This window comes from Pseudomonas cremoris (assembly GCF_014230465.1).
The window spans coordinates 325,586-347,222 of sequence record NZ_JAAXCY010000006.1 but is presented as its reverse complement, the minus strand read 5'-3'; the positions used below and the strand labels follow the sequence as shown (position 1 = coordinate 347,222).

Genomic DNA, 21,637 nt, shown 5'->3' with positions numbered 1-21,637 from the left:
GTCATACGTAGCGCCAATACTGGAACGCTCGCCCTGGCGTCGAGCATAGGAACCAAGACTACGTCCCCCCCCCCAACGGCACGCTGACCTGCAATCGAATACCCAGGCCATCGTCGTCGCGTTCCCTGTCACCGGCACGGCTCGACTGGCCTACCTGGGACTCAACCGTGACGCCTACGTTGGCGTGCTGGAAACTCTTGTTCCATGCTCCGTAGACATGTTGACTGGTACGGCTGTTGAAATGGGCGCCTCGGGTGTAGCCAATCGACCATCCACCCAGTTGCGGGTCTGCCCAACTGAATCCTGCGGTGTACTGGTTTTTGAATCGGGCGTTCTGTACCGCTATCACATCAGGATTTACCGTATCGAGCACGTCACGGTAGCCCGGTGTCTGTGTGGTCGCGCTCAACGCCATCTGCAGGTTTGCAGGTAACCCTGCGCTGACGGAAATGCTGTTGCGCGCGCCTTGGACCTTCTTTGCGTGATCGCGAGACAGGTTATTTCGCACACCAACGGAAAAGCGCTCGGAAAAACTGCTATCCAATGCAAGTCCCAGCGAGGTGTAGTCATCGGTGCCTTGCACACCCGCACTGAGTGCACTGCCCTTGCCTACTGCCCACGTTCCGCTGCCCATCGCCAGCAAAGGCTCCCCGCCCCCACGACGTTCTACGTCCCGGACCTTGCCCAAAGACGCGGTGTAGCCGGACTTCACCGGCACCGCCCCACGAAACGTGGCCGCCGGCACCACAAAACTGCGCTGCCCGCCACGGGTCTCGATAACCGTGACCTGAAGGTCACTGGTACCATTGAGCAAAGGCAGATTGGTCAGGAAAAATGGGCCTTCCGGAACCACAGTGGTGTAGATCAACGCACCGGACTGCCTCACCTCCACCCGTGACTGGCTCAAGGCTTGCCCCTCGACAACCACGCCGCTGTTGGCAACGGTGCTTTCAATGCCATCGGGAAACAATTGCGCGCCTGTCAGTTGAACGCCGCCAAAAACCGGGTTGTTTCCAGAGATCTGGCCGATTTGAAAAGTCGAGGCCAAAGACACGAAGTCGCGCTGCGCATAGGCATACAAATGCTCGGCCGTTGAACGCTCATCATTGGAAACGTAGAGCTGACGGCTGCGGGCGATCCAATCGCCAACGTTGAAACCCACTTCTGTCGAGGCCGAGAGATACCGACCGGTATCCTCCCGCGAATGGCTATTGATAGCCTGGATGTCGTAATTTAGCAGCGCCGCAGTCCCACCCCGCGCATAACTGCCTGTGCTGCGCTGTGGATCGCGCAGTGCATCCGTGGGTACCACCAACGACACCTCTTCATTGCCCGGGCGCAATGTAATGATCGCCTTGGGGTAGTCAGCGCGCAGGTCATGGCAGGCTTGTTCGGGCGCAGCGCTTTTGTCGACCACCGAGGCCGGCATTCGCAGCCCTGCACGCTCAAGCAAACTGCGGGTAAAACACAGCTCGCCGTCGTGATCAAAGCGAACATCCGTCAAACCAATGCGCTCGCCATTGACCGAGAGGTCGACCACGCGAGCACCTTCGCTGAAACGTGGAGCGCTACGAAAGTATTGGGCAACCGAAGGGCTGATCCCACGCGCCTGCAAGGTTGCCAAGTCGAAGCCGACAATGGTGGTGGTGACAGGCGCGGCATGCGCGCTCGCAACGGCGCCCGAGATCATGGCCATGCATACTGAAAGGCTCAGCCCACTGCGCCTGAAAAGCTCTTCCGGCTTTGGTGAACCCTCACCGTAGCGAGCGGAAGCCCTGACTCCATTGATAGTTTTCATAGTCGGTCACGGCTTGTGCGCGACGATCTGCGCATCGTATTTTTCCACCGTGAATCCATAGACGGTCGCGGGAGAAATCGAGACCGAAGTGGCCCTCATCGATGCAGCGCTCATTGGCACACTTAGCGCTTCACCGGGCAGTATGTAGGTGCGGGGGAGGTAGACCTTCTGCTTCTGAGGACTCAGCACCACCTCATCAGCCAATCGGACGACATAAGCGCTGTCGTTACGCACGCTCAAGGTCGTGCCTTGCAGATGCCACGTCAGTAATTCCCAGGGCGTGTTATGCTGCGGAAGGTCTTTGGGGTGCAGAATCAGCGGCAGGTTTTGCCGAAGACTGATACCAATCGTCGCACCAGAACTAGGCCGCGCCTGGGGGATACCTTCAAATGTCACGCGCTTGAGGCGCTGGGTTTTAAGGGGTTCCTCGGCAATTAAAAGGAATCGGACCATTTGCCGCTCGCCAGCATCGACACGTGCCACTGGGGGAGTGATGACAACCAGTGTTTCACCGTCTTCTGGAATATTTTCGATTGCCGAATGAAGTAACGCCGGGGTGGGATCGGTGTTCTTGACGTTGATACTCGCTTCGCCATCCGCTTCATTAAGCACAATGACAGTAGTTTCAGGCTCCATACCGTCGGCTGACGCCAAGCCGCACCACACTAAGTTGATGAACACTGACAACAGCAGCGCAGTTTTAAGCCGTGAAAAAGCGACCATCTGGTTTTCCTTTGTTGCGGAGCTGGAAAAAGTCGGCGCAGGCGTCAACCGAATTCATCAACGTGCGCCAACCCAATATCATTGCTTAGAGATAGCGCAGCTCAAGTGTTGCGTGGCCATCCAAACTGATACCACTGCCCACGCTGAAGGCAGACGTCTTGTTTATGACGGCCTGTACCAGCAGGTTTCCGGAAACGGTGCTTAACGCTACTGGCGCTGTACTGGCCGATGAAGCCCAACTGGTTAGGTGTGGCGGCTGTGCCAATGCACCATCTCCGACCGTCCAAGTAGCACCGTTGTTGCTCGACCCATTAACCCGGACTGCTTTACCATCAGCAACCGTGTTACTCATGAGCATGACATAACCACCGATCTTTTCATTCTTAGTGGAAACACCCAACCCGTAATTGAACATATCATTATAAGTTGAGTTAAAAGCCGCCTGCATCATGCCAGGCACTTTGCTTGAAGCCCTATTATCTTGCGTTCTGATACTGACCAAGGTGGCAGCGTCACACTTAACGGCAAACGGGGTACTCTTGCGTTCTAACTTTGTATACTGCGTCGCACTTAATGAGCTCGGTTGAATGCGACCATAATCAAAAACAGATTGGGTGATAGTAAAACTGCAGCTGGCAGGCGCAATAGTTCCTTTCACACGAACATCAGCTGCCTGGGCAGTTACCCCGAACAGCGCCACACAAACTCCCGTCATTGCTATAACGCAAGATTTATAACGCATATATTCACCCTTACTCATATTTGGTTGCTTAAGAAAAAAGGACTGAGCCCGACGGGCGCTGGCCTGTACCCGCGCAGCTAGAGAACAGTCCGAGAGGAGAAGCCCTACAGATAACGAAGCTCCAGCGTTGCCTGACCATCCAGGTTTACCTGATTACTTAAATCGAGCTCAGCGGTCTTGTTAATGACAGCTTGAACTTCCAAGTTCCCGGTCACGGTATTCACCTGAGCCGGTGTGAACGCCGCGCCTGTGCGCCAACTGGATATATTCGCGGTATGACCCAGTGCTTCGCTGCTTCGTGGGTCCCAAGTCCCGCCATAACCTTCGTCTGTAATGACATAAGCAGGCTTGCCGTCAGCAACCGAGTTTCGTAAATGCACAACATACCCGCCGATTTTCTGCCCTTTGGCGGTGGCACCCAGTCCATAGTTGTAGTTGTCCCTATAACTACTGCCGAACTGCGAAGTCATAAGACCAGCAATTCGACTGCCCGAACGGTTATCCACAACCTTCACGCCAATTTTAGCGTGCGCTGTACTGCCACACCGGATCGCATAGGGGGTGCTCTTCTTCCCCAGTTTGGTATAACTCGTAGGGCTCAAGGTATTTGGGTCGATTCGTCCATAGTCGATAACCGAGTTGGTGATTGTAAAGCTGCAACTAGCCGGTGCTATATAGCCTTTAACATTCAAGTCCGCCGCCTGGGCGCTCAAGCAGAAGAACACCGCAAGCACGGAAAACGTCACCGCAGGTATTTTATTTCTCATGAAGCATCACCTCTCACAGAAAACACGTACCCGATAATCAGTAAAGAGTGAGATTAACTGTCGGCCTGGTGCATATCCGCCAAAAAACCTGCTCTTTAAGAACCCATTCGATAAATAAATAACACCACGCCATAAGCGACGACCCGAAGTATTAACACTTCACCCCAGTAAAAAAGCCGGAAAAAATATCAATCTTTGTAAGAGCGATCAGCAACCGCCGCTGCCGATGCAGGTAATGGATGTACGAATTACAATAAGCACCAAGTGGATTAATACAAAAAGAAGTAGGAAATTACCATCAACCCCGGAATTAAAGGCTTCCGAAAATGCGGACTACAACAACTGTTGAAGCTGTAATACAAACGTCATAAAAAATTCCTACAGCCTGCGCCGGCTATTCCCACTCAATCGCCAAGTGGAAATCCTCTAGCACTACGCGTTGGCGCCAGCGGTCGATCGTGGCACGATGGTCAGGTTATCGACCGAGACCCCCAAACCATGCCGCAATCCCAAGCCAAGAATCTGTCCCTGATCGCCGCCATCGACCTGGGCTCCAACAGCTTTCACATGGTCGTGGCCAAGGCCCAGAACGGCGAAATCCGCATCCTTGAGCGGCTCGGCGAGAAAGTACAACTGGCTGCCGGCATCGATGATGAGCGTCAGCTCAATGAAGAATCCATGCAGCGCGGCCTCGATTGCCTCAAGCGTTTTGCCCAGTTGATCAACGGCATGCCTCTGGGCGCCGTACGAATCGTCGGTACCAACGCCCTGCGTGAAGCGCGCAACCGTGGCGAATTCATCCGCCGTGCGGAAGAGATCCTCGGGCACCCGGTGGAAGTCATCTCCGGCCGTGAAGAAGCGCGTCTGATCTACCTCGGCGTGTCCCACACCCTGGCCGACACGCCCGGCAAGCGCTTGGTCGCCGACATCGGCGGGGGCAGTACCGAATTCATCATCGGGCAAAGATTCGAGCCATTGCTGCGCGAAAGCCTGCAGATGGGGTGCGTCAGCTATACCCAACGCTATTTCAAGGACGGCAAGATCACTCCGGCGCGCTACGCCCAGGCTTATACAGCGGCGCGGTTGGAGATCATGAGCATCGAGCATGCCCTGCACCGCCTGACCTGGGATGAAGCCATTGGCTCTTCCGGCACCATCCGTGCCATCGGCCTGGCGCTCAAGGCCGGCGGCCATGGCACCGGCGAGGTCAATGCCGAAGGCCTGGCATGGCTCAAGCGCAAGCTGTTCAAGCTGGGCGACGCCGAAAAGATCGACTTCGACGGCATCAAGCCCGACCGTCGCACTATCTTCCCGGCGGGCCTGGCGATTCTCGAAGCGATCTTCGATGCCCTCGAACTGCAACGCATGGACCACTGTGATGGCGCCCTGCGCGAAGGCGTGCTGTATGACCTGCTGGGTCGTCATCACCACGAAGACGTGCGTGAGCGCACCCTCAGCTCGCTGATGGAGCGTTATCACGTTGACCTGGAACAAGCGGCGCGCGTTGAGCGCAAAGCCCTGCACGCGTTCGACCAAGTGGCCGAGGACTGGGACCTGGAAGACGGCGTGTGGCGCGAGTTGTTGGGCTGGGCTGCCAAGGTGCATGAGGTGGGCCTGGATATCGCCCACTACCATTACCACAAGCACGGCGCCTACCTGATCGAGCACTCCGACCTGGCGGGTTTCTCTCGTGAAGACCAACAGATGCTCGCCCTGCTGGTGCGCGGCCATCGCCGTAATATCCCCAAGGACAAGTTTGCCGAGTTCGGTGATGAAGGCATCAAGCTGATTCGCCTGTGCGTGCTGCTGCGCTTTGCGATCCTGTTCCACCACATCCGTGGCACCCAGGAAATGCCCCAGGTGACCCTGCGCGCCAACGGCGAAAGCCTGGACGTGGTGTTCCCGAAAGATTGGCTGGATGAGAACCAACTGACCCAGGCGGATTTTGCCCAGGAAGCGGAATGGTTGACGCGGGTGGGGTTCACGCTGAACGTGCGCTGACTCGATCTACAGGACTCAGAAAACACGTGCTGTAGTGAGCGGGCTTGCCCCGCGCTGGGTTGCGCAGCAGCCCCAATAAAAACGCCGCGTTCTGTCAGACAGAACGCGGCGTTTGGTTTTAGGGCTGCTGCGCAACCCAGCGCGGGGCAAGCCCGCTCACTACAGGATCGGAGGCGGGTTTAGTTCACCGTCAGGATTGGGCTGCCCAACCGCTCCAACAACGTCGCCTGCGCGCTGCGCGGGTTTTGGTTGCCGGTTGGCGTGTTGCGCACGTAGCGGCCGTCCGACTGCAGGCTCCAGCTGTGGGTGTTGTCGGTGAGGTAGCTTTCCAGCTCCTTCTTGACCCGCATGATCAGCTTCTTGCCTTCAACCGGGAAGCAGGTTTCTACGCGCTTATCGAGGTTGCGCTCCATCCAGTCGGCGCTGGAGAGGAACATCTGTTCTTCGCCGCCGTTGAGGAAGTAGAACACCCGCGTGTGCTCCAGGAAGCGGCCGATGATCGAGCGCACGTGGATATTGTGCGAAACGCCGACAATGCCCGGACGCAGGCAGCACATGCCGCGTACCACCAGGTCGATACGCACGCCCGATTGGCTGGCCTTGTACAGCGCGCGGATGATCTTCGGATCGGTCAACGAGTTGAACTTGGCGATGATGTGCGCCGGCTTGCCGTCGAGGGCGAACTGGGTCTCGCGGGCAATCATGTCGAGCATGCCTTTCTTGAGCGTGAACGGCGCGTGCAGCAGTTTCTTCATGCGCAAGGTCTTGCCCATGCCGATCAGCTGGCTGAACAGCTTGCCGACGTCTTCACACAACGCGTCGTCGGAAGTCAGCAGGCTGTAGTCGGTGTACAGCTTGGCGTTGCCGGCGTGGTAGTTACCGGTACCCAGGTGGGCGTAGCGCACGATCTCACCGGCTTCGCGGCGCAGGATCAGCATCATCTTGGCGTGGGTCTTGAAGCCGACCACGCCGTAGATCACCACCGCACCGGCCGCTTGCAGGCGGCTGGCCAGTTGCAGGTTGGACTCTTCGTCGAACCGTGCACGCAGTTCGATCACTGCGGTGACTTCCTTGCCGTTACGCGCAGCGTCGACCAAGGCATCGACGATTTCCGAGTTGGCGCCAGAACGGTACAACGTCTGGCGTACGGCCAATACGTGCGGGTCCTTGGCGGCCTGGCGCAGCAGGTCGACCACCGGGGTGAAGGACTCGAATGGGTGCAGCAGCAGGATGTCCTGCTTGCTCACCACGCTGAAAATGTTCTCGCTGTTTTGCAGCAGTTTCGGGATCTGCGGGGTGAACGGGGTGTATTGCAGCTCCGGATGGCTGTCCAGGCCAGTGATGCTGAACAGACGGGTCAGGTTCACCGGACCATTGACCTGATACAGCTCGGACTCCGCCAGGTTGAACTGCTTGAGCAAGTAGTCCGACAGGTGTTTCGGGCAAGTGTCGGCCACCTCAAGGCGCACCGCATCGCCGTATCTACGCGAAAACAGCTCGCCGCGCAGGGCACGAGCCAAGTCTTCGACGTCTTCGGAGTCCAGCGCCAGGTCGGCGTTACGAGTCAGTCGGAACTGGTAGCAACCCTTGACCTTCATGCCCTGGAACAGGTCATCGGCGTGCGCGTGGATCATCGACGAGAGGAATACATAATTGTCGCCTGCGCCCCCCACCTCTTCCGGTACCTTGATGATCCGTGGCAACAAGCGCGGGGCCGGGATAATCGCCAGGCCGGAATCGCGACCGAAGGCGTCGATACCTTCCAGCTCGACGATAAAGTTGAGGCTTTTGTTCACCAGCAACGGGAACGGATGCGTCGGGTCGAGACCGATAGGTGTAATGATCGGAGAAATCTCATCGCGGAAATAACGGCGCACCCAGGTCTTGATCTTGGTGGTCCAGTGACGGCGACGGATGAAGCGGACCTGATGTTTTTCCAGCTCCGGCAGCAGGATGTCGTTAAGGATCGCGTACTGGCGGTCCACATGGCCGTGCACCAGCTCGCTGATGCGCGCCAGCGCCTGGTGCGGTTGCAGGCCGTCGGCACCGGCTTGTTCACGGGCGAAGGTGATCTGCTTCTTGAGGCCGGCCACGCGGATTTCGAAGAACTCGTCCAGGTTGCTGGAGAAAATCAGCAGGAATTTCAGCCGTTCCAGCAAGGGATAGGACTCATCCAGCGCCTGCTCCAGCACGCGGATGTTGAATTGCAGTTGGGACAGCTCGCGGTGGATGTACAGGCTGCTGTCATCCAGGTTGGTCACCGCGGCCACCGGCGCCGGCACAGGCGGCTCGGCCACCACGGCAGGCGCGGCGGGCTCCAGTTCCGGCGGGGTCTCGGTGACTTGTTCAACCACCGGGTGAGCGTCTTTTACGGCAACGTCTGTGAGTCCTTCGGTATTCATCGAGTGTTCCTGTGAGGGCTATTGTTGCTCTCTAAGCAATTGGGCAGCGCGGGCGGCGAAGTAGGTCAGAATGCCATCAGCGCCGGCACGTTTAAAGGCCGTCAGGGATTCAAGGATCACCCCTTCACTCAGCCATCCATTCTGTATTGCAGCCATGTGCATCGCGTATTCGCCACTGACCTGATAGACAAAGGTCGGCACCTTGAATTCCTCTTTGACCCGATAAAGGATGTCGAGGTACGGCATCCCGGGCTTGACCATCACCATGTCGGCGCCTTCGGCCAGGTCGGCCGCCACTTCGTGCAAGGCTTCGTGGCTGTTGGCCGGGTCCATCTGGTACGAGGCCTTGTTGGCCTTGCCCAGGTTCAGGGCCGAACCCACCGCATCACGGAAGGGGCCGTAATAAGCGCTGGCGTACTTGGCCGAGTAGGCCATGATGCGCACATTGACGTGGCCGGCCAGCTCCAGGGCTTCGCGAATCGCCTGGATGCGGCCGTCCATCATGTCCGACGGTGCAACCACCTGGGCGCCCGCTGCGGCGTGGGACAAGGCTTGCTTGACCAGTGCATCAACGGTGATGTCGTTCTGAACATAGCCGTCTTCATCAAGAATGCCATCCTGGCCGTGGGTGGTGAACGGGTCCAACGCCACGTCAGTGATCACCCCCAGCTCCGGGAAACGCTCGCGCAACGCACGGGTGGCGCGCTGGGCGATGCCCTCCGGGTTCCAGGCTTCAGCGGCATCGAGGGACTTGAGCTCAGGCGGCGTGACCGGAAATAGCGCCAGCGCCGGAATCCCCAGTTCGACCCAACCGGCCGCCTCGATCAATAGCTGATCGATGGTCAAGCGCTCTACACCCGGCATCGATGTCACGGCTTCGCGCCGATTCTCACCGTCGAGCACAAACACCGGCAGGATCAGATCGTTCGTCGTCAGCACGTTTTCACGCACCAGGCGGCGAGAAAAATCATCACGGCGATTGCGACGCAGGCGGGTTGCGGGGAAGAGGCGATTGGCAGGGGTAAAGCTCACGACAGACTCCTGAGCCCGCGTAATACGGGCGAGCGTTGCAGTTATAAGCGGCCATTATGACGAAGGTATGACAGTTGTGCTTGCCGATGCGACCTGTAGTCGCATTCGTCGTTTATGTAGGAATTGTTCACTTCGTGACACATCTCGATACTTTCATGAATGTTCACGAAGGCGTAGGCTGCGCGTTCATTTCGCCAGCACCCCAGACCATGCTTCAACAATTTCTGCATGACTTCGGCTACTTTGCGCTCTTCCTGGGCACGTTCTTCGAAGGCGAGACCATCTTGGTTCTCGCAGGCTTCCTGGCGTTCCGTGGGTACATGGATATCAATCTGGTGGTGGTCGTTGCCTTCTTCGGCAGCTACGCCGGCGACCAGCTTTGGTATTACATGGGCCGCAAGCACGGCCGCAAGCTGCTAGCGCGCAAGCCGCGCTGGCAATTGATGGGCGACAAGGCCCTGGAGCATATCCGCAAACATCCGGATATCTGGGTGCTGAGCTTCCGCTTCGTCTACGGGTTACGCACCGTCATGCCCGTGGCCATCGGGCTTTCCGGCTACCCGCCGTTGCGCTACCTGATCCTCAACGGTATTGGCGCTGCAATCTGGGCGCTGGCACTGGGCGCTGCGGCCTACCACTTCGGCGCGGTGCTGGAAGGCATGCTGGGCAGCGTCAAGAAGTACGAACTGTGGGTACTGGGCGCATTGCTGGTGCTGGGTTTCGGCTTGTGGCTGCGCCGCCGTTTCAAGAACGCGCGCATCGCCCGTGAAGCCTGTGCCGATGCCAAGGCCCGGCTCGCTGCCGAGCCGGCCCCGGTCGAAGCGCCTAAGACGCCAATCGAGTAAGCCGGTCCCTGCAGCAGTAGAGACCGATTACGCTGAGCAAGCTGTAACTCACCAGGCCCAGCCAGCCCAAGTTGCTGGCCGGCCATAGCCCAACCAGCGGCGCCAGCCATACCAGCGGCACGTTCAGCACCAGGCGCGCCAGCTCTGCCTTGAGCGCCCACGGGCGATTTTCCAGGGCCACGCCCAAGGTAAACAGCCCCAACGCCATCGCACTCCAGCCCAGGACCAGCGCCGCCGTGGGCAACCCCTCGCCGAAATTCATCAGGTAGCTACCAAAGCCTACATACGCCGCAAATTGCAGGGCGATGTACACCTGCTGGCGCACGTCCAGCGGTACCTCGAATTTACGAAACTGACTCAGATCGTGTTTGGCCAGCGGGTACTTGGCCTTCACGTCCGCCGGGCGCCAACCGGTGCGCATGAACCAGATGCGCAACTTGTCCCACCCGCTTTCAGTACGGCGCGCATCACTCCACAGTTGTGCATAAAACTGCAGGTTGGCCCACAGCGGGTTCCAACTGGCCAGGGGTGTTGTCACACCGAAAATCACCGGCTCGTTGTCATCTTCTTCCTGGAAGGTGCCGAACAGCCGGTCCCAAATAATGAACACCCCACCGTAGTTGCGATCCATGTAGAGAGCGTTTTGTGCATGGTGAGCCCGATGATTGGACGGGGTGACGAAGAACCACTCGTACCAACCGAGCTTTGGCACATGACGGGTGTGCACCCAAAATTGGTACAGCAAGTTAAGGGACGCCACACTGATAAATACCACCAGTGGTACGCCGAGTACGGCCAGCGGCAGATAGAAGATCCAGCTCAGCAGGAAGCCGGTGCTGGTCTGGCGCAGGGCCGTGCTGAGGTTGTAGTCCTCGCTCTGGTGATGCACCGAGTGCGCGGCCCAGAGGATATTGCGCTCGTGGCCCATGCGGTGCAGCCAGTAGTAGCAGAAGTCGTAGAACACAAAGGCGAACACCCAGGTCCAGACGCTGTGGGCCGACAGCTCGATCAGCGCCAGGTGCTTGAGGGCGAACGCGTAGGTCAAAATCCCCACGCCTTTGGTCAACAGCCCCGTGGTGGTGGACAACACACCGGTGCTGAGGCTGTTGATGGCGTCCGCCACTCGGTAGTTGCGCTCGCCACGCCAGCGGTCAGCGAGCAGCTCCACCACGATCAAGGCGATGAAAAACGGTACCGCGTAAGGCACGAAGTCCATGGTCTGGTCCGGTTTGTTTTTGTTACATCTAGATTAGGTGTAGCGGCGCCAGACCCCATTGGCAACAGGTGACAAATTAGTAGACATTTAACGCCATGACCCCAGGAGAAATGCCCATGAGCAAAAAGATTGCAGTGATCCTTTCCGGCTGCGGCGTGTACGACGGCGCAGAGATCCACGAAAGCGTGATCACCTTGCTGCGCCTGGACCAGCGCGGCGCTCAGGTCCAATGCTTTGCCCCCGACATTGCCCAGTTGCACGTGATCAACCACCTCACCGGCGAGGAGATGCCCGAGTCACGCAATGTGCTGGTGGAGTCGGCGCGGATCGCACGAGGCGAAGTGAAAGACATCCGTGACGCCAACGCCGATGACTTCGACGCGCTGATCGTGCCCGGTGGGTTTGGCGCGGCGAAGAACCTGTCGAACTTTGCCGTGGAAGGCGCCGGTTGCAGCGTCAACCCTCAGGTATTGGAATTGGCCGAGGCATTTGCCGAAGCCGGTAAACCGGTGGGGCTGATCTGCATCTCGCCTGCGCTGGCGGCGAAAATCTACGGCCCAGGTGTGACCTGCACCATTGGCAACTGCCCCGAGACCGCAGCGGCGTTGGACAAGATGGGTGCCACTCACCAGGAGTGCTCGGTGGAAGATATCGTTGAGGACAGGGCACGCAAATTGGTGAGCACACCGGCCTATATGGTGGGCAAGCGCATCAGCGAGGTGGCGTCAGGCATCAACAAGCTGGTGGATCGAGTACTTGAACTGACCCACGAAAACGACTGAGCAACCCATTGAATGTAGTGAGCGGGCTTGCCCCGCGCTGCGGTATACCAGGCGCAACACGCTTACCTGACACACCGCGGCGCGGGGCAAGCCCGCTCACTACAACATCAGGCGTGTGAGGATCCGGTCCAGGGCATTGGCAAATGCCTGCTTGTCCTTCTCCCCATAGGGCGCGGGCCCGCCGCCCATCTGGCCCTGTTCACGCAGGTCGGTGAACAGGTTGCGCACCGCCAGGCGTTCGCTCATGTTCGCCGGACTGAACTCCTTGCCCCGTGGGTCGAGGGCGGTCACGCCCTTCTTCACCAGGCGATCGGCCAGGGGGACGTCGCTGCAAATCACTAGCTCGCCGGGCACGGCATGCTCTACCAGGTAGTCATCCGCCGCGTCCGGACCGCTGGGGACCACGATCAGCTTCACGCACGAAAAGCTCGGCTTGATCTGGCTCTGCCCCGCCACCAGCACCACTTCGAACTGGCGCTTGAGGGCGAACTTGACCACCTGGTCCTTGGCTGCCCGAGGGCAGGCGTCGGCATCGATCCATACGCGCATAAACACTCCTCACCTTTACAACACACCACCAATCCAAATGTGGGAGCGGGCTTGCTCGCGAAGGCGGTGGTTCAGTCAAATAATCTGGCGACTGACACACCGTCTTCGCGAGCAAGCCCGCTCCCACACTGACCGTGCCCGCTTAAGCAGTAACACGCCGTTTTTCGGCCAGCCGACTGCGGCCATACAACACCACAATCGCCAGGATGGCCACCGCCTGCGCACTCAACGAATACGCATCGGCGTGAATACCCAGCCAGTCGAAGTCAAAGAACGCCACTGGCCGTGTGCCGAAGATGCCGGCTTCCTGCAGCGCTTTCACACCATGGCCAGCGAACACCACCGACAGCGCGCACAGCAGTGCTGCGTTGATGCCGAAGAACAACGCCAATGGCAGCTTCGCCGAACCGCGCAAAATCACCCACGCCAGGCCCACCAGAAGCACCAGCGCCGTTGCGCCGCCCGCCAACACCGCGTTGTGCCCGGCTGGGCCGGCTTGCAACCACAGGGTTTCATAGAACAGGATCACTTCGAACAGCTCGCGGTACACCGAGAAGAAGGCCAGCATCGCAAAACCAAAGCGCCCGCCGCCGCCCACGAGGCTGCTCTTGATGTAGTCCTGCCAAGCTGCTGCATGGCGACGGTCGTGCATCCACACGCCCAGCCACAGCACCATCACACTGGCGAACAGCGCGGTGCAGCCTTCAAGCAGCTCACGCTGCGCACCGCTCACATCAATCACATACGCCGCCAACGCCCAGGTGGCCAAACCGGCCAACAGCGCCAGGCCCCAGCCAACGTTGACGCTGCGCACCGCCGATTGCTGGCCGGTATTACGCAGGAACGCCAGGATCGCCGCGAGCACCAGGATCGCCTCCAGGCCTTCGCGCAGCAAAATCAGCAAGCCGGAGACGTAGCTCAACGACCAACTCAGGCCATCACTGCCCAACAGGCCAGCGGATTCGGTGAGCTTGGCCTTGGCCACATCCAGACGCTGCTGCACTTGCTCGATTGGCAAGCCGTCCTGCAACGACTGCCGGTAGGCCATCAGGGCCTTCTCGGTGTCCTTGCGCACGTTGGCGTCGACGTTATCCAGGGAGCTTTCGACCAGTTCGAAGCCTTCCAGGTAAGCGGCTACCGACAGGTCATAGGCCTGCTCGTGATCACCGTTGCGGAACGCAGCGAGGCTCTTGTCCAAGGTGGTCGCGGTGTAATCGAGCAACTGCGCGGGGCCACGCTTGACCTGCGGCGGTTGCGCACGTTGGGCGCGGAAGGTCGCGGCGGCGGCCGGACCGCTGGCAGCCAGCACTTCATTAGGGGTCTGACGGGCCAGGTCAGCGAGGTTGAAGGGTTGCTCGCTTTTCGCAGCGGCCGGCTCGGCGGTGAAGCCAGCGATATAGGTGGCCAGGTCCCAGCGCTGGCGGTCGTCCAATTGGTCGGCAAAGGACGGCATGTCGGTGCCTTCGACGCCCAGGCCGAGGGTGTTGTAGATCGCATACAGGCTCAGGCGGTCCAGGCGCGCCGCATCCGTCAGGTTGGCAGGTGGCGGTGTCATGCCCGTGGCGGCCGGGCCATCACCCGCACCGGCTGTGCCGTGGCACACCGAGCAATGCTGAGCGTAGAGCGGTGCGCCGCGCGTCGGGTCTGGGGTGATCGCCGGGGCTTGGCTGACTTCATAGGCCACCGCCAACTGAGCGCCCAACTGCCGGGCGTGGTGCGCGACCGTCGCACCCTCCGCGCGTGCTGTCACTGCCGCCAGCAACTCATCAACGCCTTTTACCAACTCAGCGCGTTCAGGCTTCTCTGGCAGGTCAGCGACCAAACCCTGCAAAACCCCGAGAAACTCCACCTGCTCACGGTATTCAGACTCATCGATAACCTTTCCCGCCTCCACCGTGGGAGGGTAGTCAGCGCCAATGTAGTCCAGCAAATGCAGGGCTTGTGGGGCGCCCTCGGCAGTCGCGGCCAGCAGATTGAAGCTGCACGACATCAGCGCCGGCAACAGCAGCCAGGCGAGAAAACGGAAGGGGGCAGTCATGAATGAATCTCAAAGGGAAATACGAAGTAACACATTGTTGAGCCTTAAGGGGTTTGACTCAAGGCGTAAGTGATTTGGTGTGTGGAAGATCGCGGAATTTTAAGGGCTGAATGATGGCCATTCTGTCGAGGGCACTGAGCAATAAGCCATTGTTTTGCCACTAGCGGTGTTTATAATGCCGCGCCCTGTTAGTGCGAAAGGGAATTTCATTCCTCGTTTTTATGAGGAATCACCACACCGGTTGAACACTTTCAGGGAAGAAGCTGCATGGCTTTACGCACCTTACCTCCGCTCGCGCTAGCGGCGGTTACCTTGCTCTCCGGCTGTTCGATGTTTCGCAGCTATGACACCGAGTTGCAAGCCACTAACCAGCAATTGGCCACGGGCAATGTCGACGGCGCCTTGACCCTGCTGGAAAAGAACAACACCGGCGACGACAAAGACCTGCTCTATTTCTTCGAAAAAGGTGAGTTGTTGCGCGCTAAGGGAGACCTGACGGGCAGCCAGACCGCCTGGCGCAGCGCCGACCTGCAAGTTTACAAGTGGGAAGAGTCGGTCAAGTTCGACAGCGAGAAGTACCTCGCCCAGTTCGGCAGCTTCCTGGTCAACGACAAGGTGCGTCGCTACGAAGGCTATGACTACGAAAAAGTCATGCTGACCACCCAAATGGCCCTGAACCTGCTGGCCCTGAACGACTTCGACGGCGCCCGCACCGAGATCAAGAAGACCCACGAACGCGAAGCCGTCATCGCCGACCTGCGGGACAAGGAATACCTCAAGCGCGAACACGAGGCCGAGCGCGAAGGCGTAACCACCCAGATGAAAGACCTGCGTGGCTACCCAGTGGAAGCCCTGGACGCGCCGGAAGTGGTCGGCCTGAAAAACAGCTACCAAAGTGCGTTCAGCCATTACCTGGCCGGCTTCGTCTACGAAGCCCTGGGTGAAAAAGACCTGGCCGCGCCCGGCTATCGCAAAGCCGCCGAGCTGCGCCCCAATACGCCGTTGCTAGAGCAGGCGCTGCTGGACCTGGACAACGCCAAGGTCGGCGCCGATGAGACCGACGTACTGATCGTGGTCCAGAGCGGCCTGGCCCCGGCCCGCGACTCGATCCGCCTGCCACTGCCGATCCCAATCGACGGCCACCTGGTCATCACCCCGCTGTCGTTCCCAGTGATCAAGGCTGACACGTCCACGGCGACGTTCGCCCAGATCGGTGTCGACGGCCAGCAACAGAACCTCACCGCCCTCAACAGCACCACCGCCATGTCCCGCCGCGCCCTGCGCGATGACATGCCGGGGATCATCCTGCGCACCACCGTGCGGGCAGTCTCACGTGGCGTGGCGCAAAACAACCTGAACAAGACCAACCCCATGGCAGGCCTGGTGCTGGGGATCGCCTCGGCGGTCACCGAAGGCGCCGACACGCGTACCTGGCGCACCCTGCCAGACATGACCCAGGTGACCCGCCTGCGCCTAAAACGTGGCGACCACCAGGTCAGCCTGCCCAACGCCCTGGGCGGCACGCTGGTAACAGTCAAGGCCGACCAGCGCTACCAAGTGATCACCCTGCGCGTGGTCGGCAACCAGGTGTTCGCCGGCGGCCTTGCGGCCCATGTAGTGCCGAGCCCTGCCACTCAAGCCATCGCCCTCAAACAACCTTAAGGAGCACGCTATGCGTCATTTCATCCTCGGCGCCCTGGCGCTGGTCCTGCTTGCCGGCTGCGCCACCCCGCCGCCGCCTGAGCCCGGCAGCGCCGCGAGCAAAGTCGTGGTGATGGGCAAGTTCAAGGGCATCGCCGTCGGCGCCATCCGCGTGGCACGCGAGAACGGTTTCCTCACCGCCAAGGTGCAGTTGAGCAACATCACCAGCAGCAACCAGACGATGTATTACCGCTTCGCCTGGCTGGGCGCCGACGGCTTCCCGGTGGGCGACGAAGAAACCTGGAAAGTGCTGAACCTGTACGCCAACCAGGCGACCTTCCTGCCGGCCATCGCCAACCTGCCTCAGGCCGCGGACTTCCGCCTTGAAGTGAAGACGCCTTGACGCCCACCCCTATTCAGCTCTGGAGAGATATCCCCATGTTTGCACGCTTTTCGATCCTCGCCGTGGTCGCCGTCTTGGCCAGCGGTTGCTCCAACACTTCGCCGGTCCTGGGCAGCAAGAACATCAGCTACGGCGACACCAAGGCCGTGGAAACCGTGACCAACGAGTTCGGATCCACCGACCTGCAGATGATCGCCGAAACCATGACCCGCTCCCTGGCCCAGTCCGGCATCCTGCAAGGCCGCCCGGTGGTACAGGTGTATGACGTGAAGAACAAGACCAGCGAGTACATCGATACCCGCGAGATCACCACGTCGATCAAGACCCAACTGATGAAGACCGGCACCGCACGCTTCGCCAGCGACAACACCGACATGCAAAGCCAGGTCGACCAGCTCAAGCTGCAAAACCAGAGCGGCCTGTACAAGAAGTCCACGGTCAGCAAGACCGGCAACATGGTCGCCGCCAAGTACCGCCTGGAAGGCTCCATCAGCTCCATCGTCAAGCGCAGCGCGGACTACAAGGACGTGTTCTACAAGTTCAGCCTGCAACTGGTGGACGTCGAGAGCGGCCTGGCTGAATGGATGGACGAAAAAGAAATCCGCAAGACCACGGAGCGCTAAGCAATGCGTGCATGGATTGGCATGATCGGCCTGCTGTGCGCCTTTGGCGCCTCGGCCGCCCCGAAGATCGCGGTGACCGACCTGGCCTACGAGGCACGGGTCGAGCAATACATTCACATGGTTTCGGCCGGCAACAACTTCCAGGCCAGCGCCTACAACGCCAGCGGCGCGTCGAACTACAGCGAGTACGAAAGCCGTACCAGCTACATCGAGCAGACCGAACTGCGTAAGTTCAGCGGTGACATCAAGGGCGAGATCCTCAAGTCGCGCCAGTTCCAGTTGGTGCAGGGCACGCCCTACACCGCCGATGCCAAGGGTGACGTCTACGACGTGATCAAGCGCATCAAGGCCGGTCACTTCAAGGGCGCGGACTACGTGCTGTTCGGCACGCTGTCGGACATCGACTTCACCCAGGACATCAACGCCCTCGATCGCACCAACAGCTACTCGGCGGTACTGGGCCTGACGTTGGTGGCGGATTTCAGCCTGATCAACACCCGCACCTACGAGATCACCTCAGCGTTTACCGCCATGGGCGAAGGTCAGGACACCAAATTGGTGAACAGCCGCGACGTGCGCGTGAGCCTGAACCGGCCGCGTGTGGTCAAGGAAGTGTCGAAAGCGTTGGGTGAGGACGTGGCGCGGCAGTTGGCGGAGCAGTTGGGTGGTGGCTATCAAGAGCCAGGCAAACCTGCGTTGCGCAATAACCTGCCAAGGGATGAAGCGCCGAAGATTTTGCGCTGAATCGCGATCTCACAAACACCACAAAACCAATGTGGGAGCGGGCTTGCTCGCGAAGGCGGAGTGTCAGTCACCAGATGTACCGACTGATCTACCGCATTCGCGAGCAAGCCCGCTCCCACATTTTGATTGGGTTCCTTCAGCCAAATCGCGATTTATGCCGTGGCGCGATGCAGGCTGGCGAGGAACCCCGCAGCCCCCACGAACAACCCGGCAAACGTGCGGTTCATACGCTTCTGCTGCTTAGGCGTACGCAACAACCGCAGCACCTTCGACGCCAACCCCGTATACCCCGCCATCACGATCATATCGACGGCTATCATCGTCGCGCCCAGGATCACGTACTGGATCAGCAACGGCGCCTGTGGGTTCACGAACTGTGGCAACACGGCCAGCATGAACACCAACGCCTTGGGGTTGCTGGCATTGACCAGGAAACCGCGGAACATCATCGCCATCGGCTTGCCAATCGGGCGCACGGCCGCGTCATCGGTCATGTCCATGGGCAACGCGCGCCACTGTTTGATCGCCAGGTACACGAGGTACGCGACGCCAAACCATTTGATCGCATAAAACGCGGTAGACGACGTGGCCAAAATGGCACCCAGGCCGCCGGCGACCACGGCAATCTGCATTGCCAGGCCAATTTGCAGGCCGATGGCGTTCCAGTAGCCGCGCACAAAGCCATACTGCAGGCCGCTGGACATCGACGCGATGGCGCCTGCGCCGGGAGAAAGGGAGATGATCCAACTGGCCACGAAAAAGGCCAGCCATGTATCGAGTGCCATTACACACCTCGTATCAAATTCGTCGTAAGCAGTAAGCTAACTCCGAGCACCGAGGCCTGGCTATAGAATTTTTACGCAGGCGTGATCCAACGCCGCACCGAGCGCTGGAAGAACAGGCTGTTAGGCACCTGCACCATCGCACTGTCGGTACCGGCTTCGGCTACTTCGATCAGCGTGGTGTACAGCAGATTGATCGCGACCACCCGCCCCTTCACACCCGGTTTGTCGACGGTGTCCACCAGTTCGACGATATCGCCAAGACGAAATGGCCCCACGGTAAAGATCAAGATCGCGCACAGCAGGTTGGACAGCACCGACCACATGGCAAAGAACGCCACCGCGGCGACCGCGACAAACCCCGACAACGCGGTCCAGAGCACCGTGGCCGACACACCCAGACGGCCCAGCACGAAGATCAGCGCACTGCCCATGATCAACCAACGCAAACCACCGCGCAGCGGCATCAGCAGTTGCGGCGGAAACGGGTAACGCTCACCCAAGCGCGTGAGACCCTTGGCCACGAAGCGCTGGGCGAGGTAGCCGGCCAGCAAGATCAGCAGGATTTGCACACCGATCCACACGGGCTCGATCCATTGGGCCGGCAACGGCAGCTGCAGCGCTTCCATCAGGACAGCGCCTCCAGCTCCGCTTGCAGGGACTCCAGCAGTTCGAGGGCTTCCATCCAGGTTTCCTCCAACTGCCCTTCACGCACCTTGAGCTTGGCCTGTTCGGCCAGCAGGTCGCGCAGCTCATCCTTGCGGGCGGCTTCATACACGGCGCTGTCACCCAGGCTGGCTTCGATCTTGGCCAAGCGCTCATGCACCTTGCCCAGTTCGGCTTCCAGCTTGTCGGCTTCACGCTTGTGCGGTGCCAACTGTTGGCGCAATGCAGCAGCGGCCTGGCGCTGGGCTTTCTTGTCGGTCTTGTCCGGGTTGACCGGGGTGTTGCTGACCGGCGCGTTGCGCAGGCGGTAATCCGTCAGCCAACGCGCGTAATCATCGAGGTCACCGTCGAACTCTTCGACTTTGCCATCGGCCACCAGCAAGAAATTGTCAGTGGTGCTCTTGAGCAAGTGACGATCGTGAGACACCACCAGTACCGCACCGCTGAATTCCTGCAGGGCCATGGTCAGCGCCAGGCGCATTTCCAGGTCCAAGTGGTTGGTCGGTTCGTCGAGCAGCAGCAGGTTCGGGCGGTCCCAGGCGATCAGCGCCAGGGCCAGGCGAGCTTTTTCGCCGCCAGAGAAATTCAGTACCGGCTCATCGATGCGCGCACCACGGAAGTCGAAACCACCGAGGAAATCGCGCAGGGTCTGCTCGCGCTCGGTCGGCGCCAAGCGCTGCAGGTGCAGCAACGGGCTGGCCTTGGAGTCGAGGGAGTCCAACTGGTGCTGGGCGAAGTAGCCCACCACGGTGTTCTCGCCACGGGTCAGGCGACCGGCCAGGGGCTCAAGCTCACCCGACAGGTTCTTGATCAGCGTCGACTTGCCCGCGCCGTTGGGACCGAGCAAACCGATGCGTGCGCCCGGCGTGAGCTGCAGCTTGACCTTCTCCAGGATGGTTTTGTCGCCATAACCCAGGCGTGCATCCGAGAGGTCCAACAGCGGGCTGGAGATTTTCACCGACTCGCGGAACACAAAGTCGAACGGCGAATCGACGTGGGCCGCCGACAGTTCTTCCATGCGTTCCAGCGCCTTGATCCGGCTCTGGGCCTGGCGGGCCTTGGTGGCCTGGGCCTTGAATCGGGCGATGTAGCTTTCCATGTGCGCACGCTGCGCCTGTTGCTTCTCGTAGGCCTGTTGCTGCTGGGCCAGACGCTCGGCACGGGCGCGTTCGAACGCGGTGTAGCCGCCACGGTAGAGGGTGATTTTCTTCTGTTCTACATGGGCGATGTTATCGACCACGGCGTCGAGGAAATCCCGGTCGTGGGAAATCAGCAGCAAGGTGCCCTGGTAACTCTTGAGGAAGTCCTCCAGCCACAGGATCGCATCGAGGTCCAAGTGGTTGGTCGGTTCGTCGAGCAGCAACAGGTCCGAAGGGCACATCAGCGCCTGGGCCAGGTTCAGGCGCATGCGCCAGCCGCCGGAGAAGTCGGCGACCGGGCGGTCCATCTGTTCGTTGGTAAAGCCAAGGCCGGCGAGCATCTTGCGCGCGCGGGCATCAGCCGTGTAGCCGTCGGCGCTGTCGAGTTCCGAGTGCAGGCGCGCCTGGGCGGCACCGTCCTGGGCTTTCTCGGCCTCGGCCAGGTCGTGTTGCACCTGGCGCAGGCGCAGGTCGCCATCGAGCACGTAGTCGATCGCGATGCGGTCCAGGGTGTCGATCTCCTGGCGCATATGGGCGATGCGCCAGTCGGCTGGCAGCAAGCAGTCCCCGGAGTCCGGGGTCAGCTCACCCAGCAACAGGGCGAACAACGTGGATTTGCCGGCGCCGTTGGCACCGATCAGGCCGGCTTTGTGACCGGCGTGCAGGGTCAGCTCGGCGTCTTCGAGAAGACGTTGCGGGCCACGCTGTAATGTTAGGCTTTGAAGTCGGATCATAATGGCGGCG

19 protein-coding genes are annotated in these 21,637 nt (G+C 59.9%); 7 read left to right on the top strand and 12 right to left on the bottom strand.

Features of this window, described 5'->3' with window-relative positions:
• Positions 1–58 precede the first annotated feature (58 nt).
• From HF257_RS17600 to HF257_RS17585, 4 genes are all read right to left on the bottom strand, one after another.
• Positions 59–1,696 (bottom strand): fimbria/pilus outer membrane usher protein, encoded by a 1,638-nt coding sequence (locus HF257_RS17600; protein ID WP_269835807.1) that lies wholly within the window; start codon positions 1,694–1,696, stop codon positions 59–61.
• Between the two features lie 108 nt (positions 1,697–1,804).
• Positions 1,805–2,521 carry a fimbria/pilus chaperone family protein gene (locus tag HF257_RS17595; protein ID WP_185709809.1) on the bottom strand — a complete coding sequence of 239 codons (717 nt, stop codon included), beginning with the start codon at positions 2,519–2,521 and terminating at the stop codon, positions 1,805–1,807.
• Positions 2,522–2,606: 85 nt separating this feature from the next.
• The gene (locus HF257_RS17590) at positions 2,607–3,281 is read right to left on the bottom strand and encodes a DUF1120 domain-containing protein (RefSeq protein ID WP_185709810.1); all 675 of its coding nucleotides are present in this window, start codon (positions 3,279–3,281) and stop codon (positions 2,607–2,609) included.
• Between the two features lie 86 nt (positions 3,282–3,367).
• Positions 3,368–4,030: a DUF1120 domain-containing protein gene (locus HF257_RS17585; RefSeq protein ID WP_185709811.1), complete on the bottom strand. Its 663-nt coding sequence runs from the start codon at positions 4,028–4,030 to the stop codon at positions 3,368–3,370.
• 498 nt (positions 4,031–4,528) lie between these two features.
• Here HF257_RS17585 and ppx point away from each other — a divergent pair, with 498 nt between their 5' ends.
• Positions 4,529–6,031 (top strand): exopolyphosphatase, encoded by a 1,503-nt coding sequence (ppx, locus tag HF257_RS17580; protein ID WP_185709812.1) that lies wholly within the window; start codon positions 4,529–4,531, stop codon positions 6,029–6,031.
• A 179-nt stretch (positions 6,032–6,210) separates the two neighbouring features.
• Here ppx and ppk1 read toward each other — a convergent pair whose 3' ends face one another.
• Entirely contained in the window at positions 6,211–8,433 is a 2,223-nt protein-coding gene (gene ppk1, locus HF257_RS17575; protein ID WP_185709813.1) for a polyphosphate kinase 1, read from the bottom strand.
• Between the two features lie 18 nt (positions 8,434–8,451).
• The gene (hemB, locus tag HF257_RS17570; protein ID WP_185709814.1) at positions 8,452–9,465 is read right to left on the bottom strand and encodes a porphobilinogen synthase; all 1,014 of its coding nucleotides are present in this window, start codon (positions 9,463–9,465) and stop codon (positions 8,452–8,454) included.
• A 209-nt stretch (positions 9,466–9,674) separates the two neighbouring features.
• On the opposite strand from hemB, the gene HF257_RS17565 reads away from it, so the two are divergent.
• Positions 9,675–10,310 carry a DedA family protein gene (locus HF257_RS17565; protein ID WP_185709833.1) on the top strand — a complete coding sequence of 212 codons (636 nt, stop codon included), beginning with the start codon at positions 9,675–9,677 and terminating at the stop codon, positions 10,308–10,310.
• On the opposite strand, the gene HF257_RS17560 is transcribed toward HF257_RS17565, so the two are convergent.
• Entirely contained in the window at positions 10,291–11,526 is a 1,236-nt protein-coding gene (locus HF257_RS17560) for a sterol desaturase family protein (protein WP_185709815.1), read from the bottom strand. The genes HF257_RS17565 and HF257_RS17560 overlap by 20 nt on opposite strands.
• A gap of 116 nt (positions 11,527–11,642) precedes the next feature.
• Here HF257_RS17560 and elbB point away from each other — a divergent pair, with 116 nt between their 5' ends.
• Positions 11,643–12,308: an isoprenoid biosynthesis glyoxalase ElbB gene (elbB, locus tag HF257_RS17555; RefSeq protein WP_185709816.1), complete on the top strand. Its 666-nt coding sequence runs from the start codon at positions 11,643–11,645 to the stop codon at positions 12,306–12,308.
• A gap of 99 nt (positions 12,309–12,407) precedes the next feature.
• On the opposite strand, the gene HF257_RS17550 is transcribed toward elbB, so the two are convergent.
• Positions 12,408–12,857, bottom strand: coding sequence for a YaiI/YqxD family protein (locus tag HF257_RS17550; protein ID WP_185709817.1), 450 nt, complete (start codon positions 12,855–12,857; stop codon positions 12,408–12,410).
• A 142-nt stretch (positions 12,858–12,999) separates the two neighbouring features.
• Positions 13,000–14,895: an FTR1 family protein gene (locus tag HF257_RS17545; protein ID WP_185709818.1), complete on the bottom strand. Its 1,896-nt coding sequence runs from the start codon at positions 14,893–14,895 to the stop codon at positions 13,000–13,002.
• 267 nt (positions 14,896–15,162) lie between these two features.
• Between HF257_RS17545 and HF257_RS17540 the strand changes: the two genes are divergently transcribed.
• Genes HF257_RS17540 through HF257_RS17525 form a run of 4 tightly spaced genes read left to right on the top strand, consistent with a single transcriptional unit; the run spans position 15,163 to position 18,306 of the window.
• Entirely contained in the window at positions 15,163–16,557 is a 1,395-nt protein-coding gene (locus tag HF257_RS17540) for a COG3014 family protein (RefSeq protein WP_185709819.1), read from the top strand.
• A gap of 10 nt (positions 16,558–16,567) precedes the next feature.
• The gene (locus HF257_RS17535; RefSeq protein WP_185709820.1) at positions 16,568–16,939 is read left to right on the top strand and encodes a YcfL family protein; all 372 of its coding nucleotides are present in this window, start codon (positions 16,568–16,570) and stop codon (positions 16,937–16,939) included.
• Between the two features lie 35 nt (positions 16,940–16,974).
• Positions 16,975–17,562: a penicillin-binding protein activator LpoB gene (lpoB, locus tag HF257_RS17530; RefSeq protein WP_185709821.1), complete on the top strand. Its 588-nt coding sequence runs from the start codon at positions 16,975–16,977 to the stop codon at positions 17,560–17,562.
• 3 nt (positions 17,563–17,565) lie between these two features.
• Entirely contained in the window at positions 17,566–18,306 is a 741-nt protein-coding gene (locus HF257_RS17525) for a penicillin-binding protein activator LpoB (RefSeq protein WP_185709822.1), read from the top strand.
• 152 nt (positions 18,307–18,458) lie between these two features.
• Here HF257_RS17525 and HF257_RS17520 read toward each other — a convergent pair whose 3' ends face one another.
• The 3 genes from HF257_RS17520 to HF257_RS17510 form a co-directional block, all read right to left on the bottom strand.
• The gene (locus tag HF257_RS17520; protein ID WP_135290740.1) at positions 18,459–19,091 is read right to left on the bottom strand and encodes a LysE family transporter; all 633 of its coding nucleotides are present in this window, start codon (positions 19,089–19,091) and stop codon (positions 18,459–18,461) included.
• Between the two features lie 71 nt (positions 19,092–19,162).
• Positions 19,163–19,717 (bottom strand): mechanosensitive ion channel family protein, encoded by a 555-nt coding sequence (locus HF257_RS17515; RefSeq protein ID WP_185709823.1) that lies wholly within the window; start codon positions 19,715–19,717, stop codon positions 19,163–19,165.
• Complete coding sequence (locus tag HF257_RS17510; protein WP_185709824.1) at positions 19,717–21,627, bottom strand: ATP-binding cassette domain-containing protein; 1,911 nt, start codon at positions 21,625–21,627, stop codon at positions 19,717–19,719. Before HF257_RS17510 ends, HF257_RS17515 begins: the two co-directional genes overlap by 1 nt.
• Positions 21,628–21,637 lie beyond the last annotated feature (10 nt).